This is a genomic window from Streptomyces sp. NPDC005784 (assembly GCF_042871525.1).
Lineage (GTDB): Bacteria > Actinomycetota > Actinomycetes > Streptomycetales > Streptomycetaceae > Streptomyces.
Genome location: NZ_JBIAIQ010000005.1, coordinates 448,554 through 462,143 on the forward strand (window position 1 = coordinate 448,554; position 13,590 = coordinate 462,143).

A 13,590-nucleotide genomic window follows, 5' to 3' on the forward strand; every position below is an offset into this window, starting at 1 on the left:
ACCTCCCCACACGACTACGAGAGTCCGCCGCCATGTACGAGCTGTCCCGGGTCCGCCTCTACTCCATCGGGCCCGCCGGTGCGCGCTACGCCGACACCGTGCTGGACCTGCGCGGCGTCGGCGAGCCCGTACCCGATCCCGCGCCCACCCAGGCGGAGTTCTTCGAGGAGGAGCCGGTCGGCCCGCCGCGCCGGCCCGCGCCCGCAGGCGTGCTCTTCCTGGAGAACGGCGGCGGCAAGTCGGTCCTGCTCAAGCTGATCTTCTCGGTGATGCTCCCCGGCCACCGCAACACGCTGGGCGGCGCCAGCTCCGGCGTGCTGCGCAAGTTCCTGCTCGCCGACGACTGCGGACACGTCGCGCTGGAGTGGCAGCACACGCTGACCGGTGAATGCGTGGTGGTCGGCAAGGCGAGCGAGTGGCGCGGACGGCAGGTCTCCAACGACCCCCGGAAGTTCGCCGAGGCCTGGTACTCGTTCCGGCCGGGACCGGGCCTCAGCCTGGACAACCTGCCCGTCGCCGAGGCCACCGCGGTTCGGCCGCCGGTCGAGGGTGCCTCCGGAGCGCAGGGGCGGCGGCGCACCATGAAGGGCTTCCGCGACGCGATCACCGAGGCGGGCAAGGTCTACCCGCACCTGGAGGTGCACTGGGAGGAGATCCACGACCGCTGGAACGAACACCTCGGCGACCTGGGCCTCGACCCCGAACTCTTCCGCTACCAGCGGGAGATGAACGCCGACGAGGGCGAGGCCGCCGGCCTCTTCGCGGTCAAGAAGGACTCCGACTTCACCGATCTCCTGCTGCGCGCGGTCACCGACACCCGCGACACCGACGGGCTCGCCGACCTGGTCGGTGGCTTCGGCAACAAGCTGGGGCGCCGCGCCGAACTCATCGCCGAGCGCGACTTCACCGCCGGTTCCGTGGACCTGCTCGGCCGGATCGTCGACGCCGCCGAGGGACGAGCCCGCGCGCGTGACATCCACACGGGCGCCGAGCGGCGGACGAGGACGCTGGCACGCAGGCTGTCCGCGCGGGCCGTGCGGGAGCGTGTGCGCGCCGGTGAGCTCGCCCAGCGCGTGACCGCCGCCGCGTACGCCGTCACCCATGCCGAGGGCGCCCGTGAGCGCAGCGCGCTGATCGCCGCCGAACTCGCCTACCGTCACGCCTCGCTGGCCCTCGCCAGCGCGGAGAAGTCGGCGGCCGCGCAGAAGCGCGAGCTCGCCGACGCGCGCACGCTGCACGCCGCCTGGCAGGCCGCCGAGGCCGTGCTGCGCCACCGTGCCGCCGCCGACCGTTCCACCCGCGTGGCCGACGCGATCCGCGAGGCCGAACGGGACGCCGCTCCCGCGCTCGCCGCCCGCGCCAGGGCCGCCGTCGACCTCGTCCGCGCCCTGCACCGGGCCGCCGAGGGCGCCGAGTCGCTCGCCAACGAGGAGGAGGAGCGGTCCGCCGGCCTTCAGGAGGTCGGGGAGACGGCGCACGCCGACTCGACGGCCGCCGCCACCGCGGCGCAGCGTGCCCGCAGCGAGGTCGGTCATCTGCGTCAGCGGCTGGCCGAGGTCGAGCAGGAGACCGCCGAGGCGGTCCGGGCCGGCTGGCTCGACGACAGCGCCCCCGACGCCGACCCGGCCCGGGCCGCACTCGCCGCCAGCGACGCGGAGAAGGCGGCCGTCGCCGCCTGGGACACCGCCCGTGAGGCCTCGCGACGCGCCGCCGACCAGGCGCGGGAGGCGGCGTCCGCCGAGTCCCGCGCCGAGCTGACGGCGGCCCGCGCGGCGGACGCCGCGACGGCCGCGGAGCGGTCGTACGAAGCGGAGCGCCGCACGGCCGAGGCCCTGGCCGAGGAGGAACGGCTCGCGGAGCTGCTGAGCCTGCCGGGCGCAGACACCCCCCGCGGTGTTCCGCAGCCCCGCCGCGACGAGGACTCCGACGGTCTTGCCGGCTCGTCGGGCGGTGCCCCGCTGGCTCCCGAAGAGCTCGACCGGTACGCCGACGACCTCCGCGAACTACTCGACGAAGGGGTCGCCGCGTCCGAGCGGCAGCTCTTCGAACTGCGCACCGCCGCGGCCGACGACGCAAGGATCCTCGGGGCGCTCGGCGACGGCGGGCTCCTGCCGCCCGGCCCGGACGTCCTCGCCACCGTCGAGTACCTCGGCGAGCACGGCATCCCCGCGCTGCCCGGCTGGCGCTACCTCGCGCAGGCCGTCGATCCCGTCGACCACGCGCGCGTGCTGGCCGCCCGGCCCGAACTCGTCGACGGCGTGATCATCACCGACCCGGACACCCACGCGCGGGCCCGCGAGGCCCTCACCGACGCGGCGCTGCTGCCGCGCTCGGCGGTGGCCGTCGGCACGGCCGCCGCCCTGCTCGCCCCGACCCCGGCCACCGACGCGGGAGACGGCGGCGTCTTCCTCGTACCGCCGAACCCGGCCATGCACGACGAGCACGCGGCCGACGAGGAACGCCAGACGCTGCGGGCCCGCACGGGCCTGCGGGACGAGGAGATCCGTACCCTCGCCACCCGCCTCGGCAAGGACCGGGAGCTGGCCGCGCGGCTCGCGTCCTGGCGCACCGGCTGCCCCGCCGGACGGCTCGCCGAACTGGCCACGACCGCCCGAGACGCGCGCGCCTTCGCGGAGGAGGCCGAGGCCGAGCTGGCCGAGGCCCGTACCGTCCGCGCGGAGGCCGATGAGACGGCGGCCGACGCGGCCCATGTACGCGACGAGCGGCAGGAGGCCGCGCAGAAGGCCCGGCGCGCCGCCGACGCCCTCGCCGGACTCGCCTTCCGGCTGCGCGAACGCGCCGGATGGCAGGTCAAACTCCGGGAACTCGCCGACGAGGCAGCCGAGTCGGAGGCCCGCGCCCAGGTGTGTCTGGAGCGCGCCCGCGCCGCCGACGAGGACCGCCGCGCCACCCAGCGTGCCGCCGACGACGCCCGCCGCACGGCCCGCGCGCTGCGCGCCGAGCGCGCGGAGATCGCGGGCGCCCCCGACGAGGTGACACATGACGGGACGGCGGCGGCCAAGGCCTCGCTGCCCGCCCTGCGGGAGGCCTACCGGGCCGCTTCGCAGCTGTACGAGCAGGTCGGCGTGGGAGCCGACCTGCGGGCCGAGCAGACACGGGCCGAGAGCGACGAGAGCACGGCGCTCGCGGAGCTGGACCGGCTCAGCAACAAGGTCCGCACGCGCGCCGCGCAGCTCCTTGAGTCACCGGACGGTTCCGACAGCCCCTCCCGGCAGGCCGCCGCCGCGCGGGCCGAGGAACTGGTGCAGCTCCTGGAGACCCGGATGTCGACCGCGAGCGAACAGCTCGGGCGGCTGCGCGGCGAGGCCGAGCGGCACGCACCCGAGGACGGCGAGGTGCACACCGAGCTGGCCGACGAACTCGTTCCGAGCGACGCCGAGCACGCCCAGACCCTGCTGCGCACCGCCATGACCGAACTCGCCTCCCGCACCGAGGCGTTGAACCGGGCCCGCGAGGCACACGCGGAGTTCCTCGACGCCCACCGGTCCGCCGAGGACGCGGCCGGCGGCTTCGACGAGACGTCAGCCCTGCTCAGGGACCTGATCCGGGAGCACGTCGACGAGGAGCAGGACGAGCCCGAGCCCTACCCCGGCACCCTCGAAGAGGCGCGGAACTCAGCCGCCGAGAGCCGCCGCTCGCTGCGCGGCTGCGCCGCCGACCTCTCCACGGCCGAGGCCGCCGTCCGCGAGGCGAGCGACATCCTCGTACGGCACGCCAACTCCACGCGCTACGAGCAGGTGCGCACCCCCGCCCGGCAGCAGATCCGCGAGCTGCCCGCCTCCTCGCTGCCCGAGCACGCACAGAAATGGGCGGACGCGTTCGCGCCCCGGCTGCGCGTACTGACCGACGAACTGGAACAACTGGAGCGCAACCGCGACTCGATCGTGGACCGGCTGCGCGGGCTCGTGGAGTCCGCCCTCGCCACACTGCGGTCCGCACAGCGGCTGTCCCGGCTGCCGGAAGGACTCGGGGAGTGGTCCGGGCAGGAATTCCTGCGCATCCGCTTCGAGGAACCCGACCAGGCCACCCTCGCCGAGCGGCTCGGTGAGGTGGTCGACGAGGCCACCCGTGCGGCGGTCAAGAAGAACTCCGACATGCGGCGCGACGGTATGTCGCTGCTGCTGCGCGGAGTCGGCGCAGCGCTCCAGCCCAAGGGCGTCGCCGTCGAGATCCTCAAGCCGGATGCCGTGCTGCGCGCCGAACGCGTCCCCGTCGGGCAGATGGGCGACGTGTTCTCCGGCGGTCAGCTGCTCACCGCGGCCATCGCGCTGTACTGCACGATGGCCGCACTGCGCAGCAACGACCGCGGCCGTGACAAGCACCGGCACGCCGGCACCCTGTTCCTCGACAATCCCATCGGGCGCGCCAACGCGACGTATCTGCTGGAGCTCCAGCGGGCCGTCTCGGACGCGCTCGGCGTCCAACTCCTCTACACCACCGGCCTGTTCGACACGACCGCGCTCGCCGAGTTCCCCCTCGTCATCCGGTTGCGCAACGACGCCGACCTTCGTGCCGGGCTGAAGTACATCAGCGTGGAGGAACATCTGCGGCCGGGACTGCCGCGGGAGGCGCCCGCCGGGGAGACCGTGCACACCGAGATCACCGCGACCCGGATGTACAAGCGTCCGGCGCCGATCGCCCCGTAGAAACACGGCGGTCGGGGAACTGCGGGCCGTCCGTGGCCGGTCGCGCAGTTCCCGTTCCCCGCACCCCTCGCGGGGTTCAGTCCCGTTCCCCGTGTCCCTCGCGGTGCTCGGTTCAGTTCCCCGTGCCCCTCGCGGGGCGCTCGTCTACGCGTCCTCCTTCAGCATGTCGGAGCACTTCTCGCCGATCATCATTGTCGTGATGCACGGGTTCACGGAGATCAGATCCGGCATCGCCGAGCCGTCCGCGACCCGCAGACCCTCGACCCCCTTGACCCGCAGCCGCGCGTCGAGCGGGGCCGAGGCGTCGTCGTCCGCGCCCATCTTCACGGTGCAGGACGGGTGGTAGACGGTGTTGTGGGTCTTGTGGATGTAGTCCAGCAGCTCGTCGTCGGACCGGATGTCCGGTCCGGGGGCCAGCTCCGCGCCCGCCCAGCCGCTCAGCGCGGACTGGGAGACGATCCGCCGTGCCAGCTTCAGCCCGTACGTCATCACCCGCACGTCGTGCTCGTGCGTGAAGTAGCGCGGATCGACTTTCGGTTTGTCCCGGTAGTCGCGGGTGCGCAGCCGCACGGTGCCGCGGGACTTGGCGAGCGCCACCGCCGAGATCGTCACGATGGAGGCGACCAGCATCATCCAGCCGGCCGGCCAGCCGAGATGCGGATTGCCTATCTTCTTGGACCAGTTGTAGACGGAGCCCGCCACGGGACAGCGCGCGGCCAGCTCCGCGAAGCAGAGCGCGACCATGAACTGCCCGGCGAAGACCATCGGCCAGGACCACCAGTAGGCGGCACCGCCGCTGGCGTAGCCGAAGTAGAAGAGCTGGAAGGTGCCGGTGAGGATGGAGATGCAGCTGATGCCGGCGGCGAAGGTGTGGAAGTTGCCGAGAGTGCGCTTGAGTTCGGGTCTGTAGCCGAACTCGGTGAGTTCGGCATCGTCGTGGTGGTGTGGGCGGACGATTGGTCTGCGGTTGTCATGAGCGGACTCCAGGTGGGCCTGGGGACGGGGTGAGGGAGCGGCTCGTGCGGGTGCCGGTGCGGGTGTGGGTGCGGATGCCGGGTTCTACGGGGGAGCGGTACGCGGGCACCATGTCCGCGTACTTGCGCCGGGGCGGCCGGATGCACCGCCCCGGACGATCAGGATCAGGCGAACCAGCCTTGCGGGGACGGATCGGTGTTGCGCCAGATGTGTTTGGCCTCGCGGTACTCGGCCAGTCCCGAGGGCCCGAGTTCGCGGCCGAGGCCTGACTGCTTGAAACCTCCCCACTCGGCTTGCGGGACGTAGGGGTGGTAGTCGTTGATCCACACCGTGCCGATGCGCAGCCGGGCCGCGACGCGCTGGGCCTTGGCCTCGTCGGTGCTGAAGACGGCGCCCGCCAGCCCGTAGACCGTGTCGTTGGCGAGGCGCACGGCCTCGGCCTCGCCGCTGAAGCGCTCCACGGTGAGCACGGGCCCGAACGACTCGTCCTGGACCACGGACATGTCGCCGCTGCACTCGTCGAGGACGGTCGGCGGATAGTAGAAGCCCGCGTCGAAGCCGGGCCCCGTCGGCCGCGCGCCACCGCAGCGCAGCACGGCTCCCTCCGCCAGGCCCTTGGCGACGTACGCCTCGACCTTGGCGCGATGCGCCGCCGAGATCAGCGGCCCGGTCTGTGCCCGCTCGTCGAACGGCCCGCCCAGTCTGATCTCCGAAGCCCGCCGTACGAGCTCGTCGACGAACCGGTCGTGCAGCGTGTCCTCGACCAGCAGCCGCGCGCCCGCCGAACAGACCTGCCCGGAATGCAGGAAGACCGCGGTCAGCGCCATGTCGACGGCCGTCTCGAAGTCGGCGTCGGCGAATACGATGTTCGGGTTCTTGCCGCCGAGTTCGAGCGCCACCTTCTTGACCGTCCCGGCCGCGGCGGCCATCAGCCGGCGCCCGGTCCCGAGGCCTCCGGTGAAGGAGACCAGGTCCACGTCCGGATGGTCGGCGAGCGGGGCGCCCGCCTCGGGGCCCGCGCCCAGCACCAGATTGGCGACGCCCGGAGGCACTCCGGCCTCTTCCAGGAGCCGCATCAGATGGATCGCCGTGTGCGGAGTCAATTCGCTCGGCTTGAGGACGAAGGTGTTGCCGGCGGCGAGCGCCGGTGCCACCTTCCAGGCCGTCTGCAGGAGCGGATAGTTCCACGGGGTGATCAGCGCGCAGACCCCGACGGGTTCGTACACGACACGGCTGTCGACGCTCGGCGTGCCCGTCTCGATGACCCGGCCGGTCTCGGCGGCGGCCAGCCTGCCGAAGTAACGGAAGCAGTTGGCGATGTCGTCGATGTCGTACTCGCTCTCGACGAGCCGCTTGCCGGTGTCCAGCGACTCGGCGCGGGCGAGGGCGTCCTTGTCGCGGACGAGGAGGTCCGCGACGCGCAGCAGCAGGTCACCGCGGTCCACGGCCGGGGTCGCGGGCCAGGGGCCCTCGTCGAAGGCGCGGCGCGCGGCGGCGATGGCCTCCACCGTGTCCTTGCCGCCCGCCTCGTCGACGACGCCGACCAGTGAGCCGTCGGCGGGACAGCGGATCTCCCGGGTGCCCTCGTCGAGCGGGCCCCGCCATGTTCCGTCGATGTACAGGTCAGGCACGTGGGCCTCCCAGTCGCGCGATCAACCACTCATGGAAGATCCCGATGTGATGCTCGGTCGGAACCAGCACACCACCGTTGCGATAGGCCCGGGACGCCATCGCCGGCTGTGTCCTTTCACAGGCTTCGAAGTCCTGTTCGTTCACCCGGTGGAACAGCTCCACCGACTTGGACACGTCCGCACCCGACTCGACGACCTCCGGGGCGTAGCGCCAGTCGCACTCGACGACCGTGCGGTCCTCGGCGAGCGGGAACATGCGGTGCAGGATGGAATCGACGCCGCGCGCCCCGCCTCCCCGTCCACCGCCGGAGTGGTCCGCGTCACCCGGCCGTGCCGAGTGAGCTACTGGTGCGGGGTGGGTCACTTGAGCCGCATGAGGCACTTGAGCCTTGCCGCCCACGTGAGCCGAATTCGTCACGTGGGTGCCACGAGCCTCCCTGCCGTCGGGCGGTCCCGATGAGGACCGTGACCGTCGTCGGTGCCTCCCTCTCCGGTCTGTACGCCGCCCGCGAGCTGCGCGCCCAGGGCTTCGACGGACGGCTGGTGATCGTCGGAGACGAACCCCACCGACCCTACGACCGGCCTCCCCTCTCCAAGGACTTCCTCACCGGCCGCGCCGACGAGGACCGACTCGCACTGACCGACGCCGAGGAGTGCGCGGGGCTCGACGCCGAGTGGCTCCTCGGCATACGCGCCCGCGGCCTCGACGCTCGTGGCCCCACCGTCATCCTCGACGACGGCCGCACCGTCTCCACGGACGGAGTCGTCATCGCCACGGGCGCCTCCGCCCGCCGCCTCTCCGGTGACGGTCTCCTCGGCGTGCACACCCTGTGCACCGTCGACGACGCCCGGGCCCTGCGCGCGGAACTCGCCGCGGGACAGCGCCGTGTCGTCATCGGCGGCGGCTTCATCGGTGCCGAGACCGCGTCCTCGTGCGCCGCCCTCGGCCATGACGTCACCGTCGTCGAGGCCGCACCGCTGCCCCTCCTTCCCCAACTCGGCCCGGACATGGCGGCCGTGTGTGCCGCACTGCACCGGCGCGCAGGCACCTGCCTCGTCACCGGAACCGGCGTCGCCGGCTTCCGGCGGAGCGGCCGCGCGTCTCCAGGCGCGGTCATCGGAGTGAAACTGTCCGACGGTCGCACCCTGCCCGCCGATGTCGTGATAACCGGAATCGGTGCCGCCCCGAACACCGGCTGGCTGGCGGGCTCGACGCTCGCCCTGAGCGGCGGAGTGCTGTGCGACGACGGCTGCGTGACAGGAATTCCGCAGGTCGTCGCCGTCGGTGACGTCGCCCGGGCCGAAGGCACCCGCACCGAACACTGGACCTCCGCAACTGAGCAACCCCGGTTCGCGGTGGGCAATTTGCTCGCAGGACGCACTGTGGCGACCCTGCGGTCCCTGCCCTACTTCTGGTCTGACCAGTACGGTGCGCGGATCCAGTTCGCGGGCCGACGACAGGAATCGGACACGGTCGGGATCGTCGAGGGAGCCCTCGACGACGGCGGACCGGCAGAGGGCGGCTCCTCACCCTCTATGAGCGTGCCGGCCGGACGACAGCGGTGCTCGCGGTCGACCGCCCCCGTCCCTTCATGCGCATCCGCCGTGAACTTGTCGCGCAGTGAGGACCCGGTAGAGCGGGCGACACGGTGAGGGAGTGACTCCGGTGGCCGCCGGACGAGCGCGGGCGCGAGGGGCAGGTGGAGGCCCGTCCCGTTCCCTTGCGCCGGCCGGCCGTGTGAGCAGTGGCCCCCCAACGCTTCGTCGCGACGTGCCGCTCCCGCCCACGCCGTACCCGGGGTGGAGGCAGGGAGGTCTGCCGCTCCGCTAAGGGTGCGACAACTGTCCGGCCCCGCCCCGCCTGCGTATCCGCTCCTGGGCCCGCGCCGAGATCCGTGCCTGACGCCTGGCCTTGCGGCGCTCGCGACGCAGTGCGCGCGCGGTGCTGCTCGGCACCGACACGACGCCGTTCCGCTGGTTCCACACCTGCCGTGTCACCCAGACGTCCAGTGCGGCCCATGTCGCGACGACCGTACTGGCCACGCTGCTCAGGACCATCGGGAAGGCCAGCCAGGACTCCGCCATCGTGCACAGGAAGGCCACCACGGCCTGTATCAGCGTCACCGCGATGATGAGCACCGCGCGCACGGCCGACGTACGCACCGGATCGGGCAACCGGCGCCTGCGCGCGGGCTCCTCGATCCACAACGGCCGGTAGTACGACCGCTCTTCGTGGGCCTCTTGTCCGTCCGTGGCAGCGCCCTTCTCATCAACTCGGCCGCCCCTGTCCGTTGCGGTTTCCTGGTACTCCGCCCTGCCGGGCTCGCCCGTCCTGGTCCGCCGCTCGTCCGGCCGACCGCGCCCAGCTGCCGGAATATCGTGATCCGGTGCCCGGGTGGCCAGTTGTGCCGCCTCGCGCGTCCCAACCCCAGTAGCGGGTGCCCCGCTCCGCTCCGCCGTGCCCATCAACTTGTCACTCCCCACCGCCCAGCAGCCCTCTCGCACGGGTGTCTTTGCGACCCCCGCTCCCCAGTGGCTGCCCGGCTTGCGCTCTTTTACGCCGCCTGAGCGCGGCATGCGGCACCTGTGGCCGATTCCGCCCTCAATTCCCGTACAGAAAGACGAACGACCTGCCCCGAAGATTCCCGCCGAGCGAAGAATTCCGGCCAACTGACGATGTTCCCCGCTCCGATGTGATCCGGCCCCAAGTGCCGGATTCAGGGAGGCAATCTCCCCCAATGAACGGACAACTCCCCATGTCTTGTTCCCCGTCGAGCCCGGACCGCGTCCGGACGGGTCTTCGAGTTACCTCTGGGTCAGTAGTAGGCTCACGCCGTTTGTTGACGCACATGTGTACCCCCGGCCGAGGGGGTCGAGCTGGGGGAGGCCATGCGCTTTCGCGGGAAGTCCATCCGCCGGAAGATTGTGGCGCTGCTCCTCGTGCCCCTGGTGTCCTTGACCGCGATCTGGGCTTTCGCGACCGTGCTCACGGGGCGTGAGGCAAGTCGGCTCTTCAACGTGTCCGAGATCGTGCAGAAGATCGACTACCCGACAGAGGACACCGTCAGAGTCCTCCAGCAGGAACGCCGCCAGACGCTCGTCTACTTGGCCGATCCTCGCGCGTCGGACGGGCTGGCCGCGCTCAAGCGCAGCCGCGGTGCCACGGATCGCATCGTGGCGAAGGTCCGCAGGAACGCCAACGACAAGGGCGTGCGCAAAGAGCTGAGCGGGGGCACCGCGGAGCGCCTCACCTCTCTCCTCGACGCGCTCGACGGGATCTCCTCGCTGCGCAGCGGCATCGAGGACGGCACCGTCAACCGTGTTCAGGCCCTCGGCCTCTACAACCGTCTGATCGATCCCTGCTACGTCCTGATGGCCAACCTGCACGTGGTCGACGATGTGGAGCTGGACAAGGAGGGCCGCGCCCTCGTCAATGTGTCCCGCGCCCGCGAACTGCTCTCCCGTGAGGACGCCCTCCTCGGCTCCGCACTGGTCGCCGGTCACATCACCCGGGACGAACTCCGAGACCTCTCCGACCTGGTGGCCCAGCGCACCCTCCTCTACGACATCAGCCTGCCCTTGCTGCCCTCCTCGGAACGCGACCGCTTCGAGCGCTACTGGAGGAACGCCGGCACCGGGCCACTGCGCGTGGCGGAGCAGGCCGTGGCCGCTTCCACGGCCGGCTCGCCGAGCGGCGTCACCGCGAAGAGCTGGGACGGCGCGGCCGGGCATGTGCTCGCCGAACTCGGCGACCTCGAGGACCGGGCCGGCGACCACTACCGGGACCGGGTCAGGCCCGTCGCCATGGGCGTCATCCTCCAGGCTGTCGTCGCGGGCGTGGTCGGTCTGATCGCCCTGCTGATCTCGCTCGTCATGTCCGTGCGCATCGGCCGGAGCCTCATCCGCGACCTGCGCCGGCTGCGTCTGGAAGCCCACGAGGCGTCCGGCGTACGGCTGCCCAGCGTCATGCGCCGCCTCTCCGCCGGTGAGCAGGTCGACGTCGAGACCGAAGTGCCGCGCCTGGAGTACGACAGGAACGAGATAGGCGAGGTCGGCCAGGCCCTCAACACCCTTCAGCGCGCCGCCGTCGAGGCGGCCGTCAAGCAGTCCGAACTGCGCGAGGGCGTCTCCGAGGTCTTCGTCAATCTCGCGCGCCGCAGTCAGGTCCTGCTCCACAAACAGCTCACCCTCCTCGACACCATGGAACGCCGGACCGAGGACACCGACGAGCTGGCCGACCTGTTCCGACTCGACCACCTGACCACCCGAATGCGACGCCATGCCGAGGGTCTGGTCATCCTGTCCGGCGCGGCGCCGTCCCGGCAGTGGCGCAAGCCGGTCCAGCTGATGGACATCGTCCGCGCGGCTGTCGCCGAGGTCGAGGACTACGAACGCGTCGAGGTACGCCGGTTGCCGCGCGTCGCCCTCACGGGTCCCGCCGTCGCCGACCTCACTCATCTCGTGGCCGAACTCCTGGAGAACGCCACGGTGTTCTCGCCCCCGCACACGGCCGTGCACGTCGTCGGTGAGCGCGTCGCCAACGGCTTCACCCTGGAGATCCACGACCGCGGCCTCGGCATGGCCGCCGAGGCACTGCTCGACGCCAATCTGCGGCTCGCCGAGACCCCCGAGTTCGAACTCTCCGACACCGACCGGCTCGGCCTCTTCGTGGTCAGCCGCCTCGCCCAGCGGCAGAACGTCCGCGTCTCGCTCCAGCCGTCTCCGTACGGCGGCACCACCGCGGTCGTCTTCATGCCGGACGCTTTGCTCACCGACGACGTACCGGACACCAACGGCATCGGATTCCGCCTCGACCGCACCCTGCCCACCAAGGAGGGCGGGACGGAGGAGCGCCGCAACGCTGCACTCACCCAGTCTTCCGTGCGTCTGCCGGGACTGCCCGCCTCGGTCCTGGACGGCCCCGTCGAGCTGGACGCGCCCGTCGACCTGGACACGCTCACCGGATTCCCCGGGGCTCTCGGCGACGACGACAGCGAACGCGGGGGACTGTTCCGCCCGCGGCGCTCGATCGCCGGAGTTCCAGCAGGGCGGCACCAGCAGGCCGGGGACAGCAGCGACGATCCCGCCCGCTCCGCGGACGACGACCGTCCGGGCACCGCTCCCGTCCCGCTGCCGCGACGCCGGGCACCCAAGCTCGTCAGCTCCCACGGCCGGCCCGTCACCCAGGCCAGGTCGTGGCGAGACCGGGCGGACGACGACACGGACCGGGACCTCGAATCGGCGCGGAACCTGGGCACTCCGTCGGACCCGGAGCCGAGGGAGAGCGCGGATCGCCCGGAACGCCGTGCGACGGAACTCGAAGGCGCGAGGCCACTGCCGCAGCGGCGCGGCGAGCGATCCGCTGCCCCGGCCCGGCGCGACGGTGGGCGCTCCGGTGTCCCCGGTCCGCGTGGGGCTTTCGGTACACCCGAGCGACCCGGCCTTCATGAGGCACCCGAACCTCGCACAGCGCCCGGCCGCCGTGAGGGCCCCGGCCATCCGGACGCTCCGGGCCTCGGAGATGCCCCGGCTCTGCCCCGGCGCACCCGCACCACCGCGTCGGCCGTGAGCCCGGACGAAACGACCCCGCAGCGCGACATCGCGGTGGGGCAGGCAGAATCGGGTACGGCCCCGCTGCCCCGGCGCGTCCGACAGGCCAGTCTGGCACCGCAGTTGAAGGACGGACCGGCGCGGCTCGCCGAGCGCGGCAACGGCCGCGACGGCACGGGGGCGGACCCCGCCGAGCGGGACGCCGACGAAGTACGCAGCCGGATGGCCTCGCTCCAGCGGGGCTGGCAGCGCGGCCGCGAAGAGAACGCCGTGGGCGACCAGGCCCAGGACGGCTCAGCACGACGAACGACAAAGGGGGATGGTCGATGACCGCACCGAAGGCCGCAGGGCCCACCGCGACCAGCAATGTGTCCGGTGAGCTGAACTGGCTGCTCGACGAACTGGTGGACCGTGTCGCCAGCATCCACAAGGCGATCGTGCTCTCCGGCGACGGCCTTCCGACCGGGGCCTCGAAGGACCTCACACGGGAGGACAGCGAGCACCTGGCCGCCGTCGCCTCCGGCTTCCACAGCCTCGCCAAGGGCGTCGGCCGCCACTTCGAGGCGGGCAGCGTCCGCCAGACCGTCGTCGAACTCGACGAGGCCTTCCTGTTCGTCACGGCGGCCGGCGACGGCAGCTGCCTCGCCGTCCTCTCGGACGCCGACTCGGACGTGGGCCAGGTCGCATACGAAATGACGCTCCTCGTCAAGCGAGTCGGCGTACATCTTGCCGCCAGTCCGCGCACCGATCTGACTTCGGGCGGGTAG

At 72.1% G+C, this 13,590-nt stretch carries 6 protein-coding genes and 2 pseudogenes; 4 read left to right on the plus strand and 4 right to left on the minus strand.

Annotated features, from left to right (window positions below):
• Positions 1 to 32: 32 nt before the first annotated feature.
• A complete protein-coding gene (locus ACFYR3_RS12385) occupies positions 33 to 4,667 on the plus strand; it encodes a hypothetical protein (protein WP_389282684.1) in 4,635 nt (1,544 codons plus the stop codon).
• A gap of 144 nt (positions 4,668 to 4,811) precedes the next feature.
• Here ACFYR3_RS12385 and ACFYR3_RS12390 read toward each other — a convergent pair.
• The 3 genes and pseudogenes from ACFYR3_RS12390 to ACFYR3_RS12400 all read right to left on the minus strand — a co-directional run.
• Positions 4,812 to 5,641, minus strand: a pseudogene (locus tag ACFYR3_RS12390) (amino acid permease).
• Between the two features lie 165 nt (positions 5,642 to 5,806).
• Positions 5,807 to 7,273, minus strand: coding sequence for an aldehyde dehydrogenase family protein (locus tag ACFYR3_RS12395; RefSeq protein ID WP_355839374.1), 1,467 nt, complete (start codon positions 7,271 to 7,273; stop codon positions 5,807 to 5,809).
• Positions 7,266 to 7,541, minus strand: a pseudogene (locus tag ACFYR3_RS12400) (SRPBCC family protein); the annotation flags it as partial. The gene ACFYR3_RS12395 and the pseudogene ACFYR3_RS12400, both read right to left, overlap by 8 nt.
• Positions 7,542 to 7,738: 197 nt before the next feature.
• On the opposite strand from ACFYR3_RS12400, the gene ACFYR3_RS12405 reads away from it, so the two are divergent.
• Complete coding sequence (locus tag ACFYR3_RS12405; RefSeq protein ID WP_389282686.1) at positions 7,739 to 8,926, plus strand: NAD(P)/FAD-dependent oxidoreductase; 1,188 nt, start codon at positions 7,739 to 7,741, stop codon at positions 8,924 to 8,926.
• Positions 8,927 to 9,100: 174 nt separating this feature from the next.
• Here the strand turns inward: ACFYR3_RS12405 and ACFYR3_RS12410 are convergent, their stop codons facing one another.
• On the minus strand, positions 9,101 to 9,739 hold the full coding sequence (locus ACFYR3_RS12410) for a hypothetical protein (RefSeq protein WP_389282688.1): 639 nt from the start codon (positions 9,737 to 9,739) through the stop codon (positions 9,101 to 9,103).
• Positions 9,740 to 10,162: 423 nt separating this feature from the next.
• On the opposite strand from ACFYR3_RS12410, the gene ACFYR3_RS12415 reads away from it, so the two are divergent.
• Positions 10,163 to 13,153, plus strand: a complete 2,991-nt coding sequence (locus ACFYR3_RS12415; protein ID WP_355839370.1) for a nitrate- and nitrite sensing domain-containing protein — start codon at positions 10,163 to 10,165, stop codon at positions 13,151 to 13,153.
• Positions 13,150 to 13,590, plus strand: a complete 441-nt coding sequence (locus ACFYR3_RS12420; RefSeq protein ID WP_355839368.1) for a roadblock/LC7 domain-containing protein — start codon at positions 13,150 to 13,152, stop codon at positions 13,588 to 13,590. Before ACFYR3_RS12415 ends, ACFYR3_RS12420 begins: the two co-directional genes overlap by 4 nt.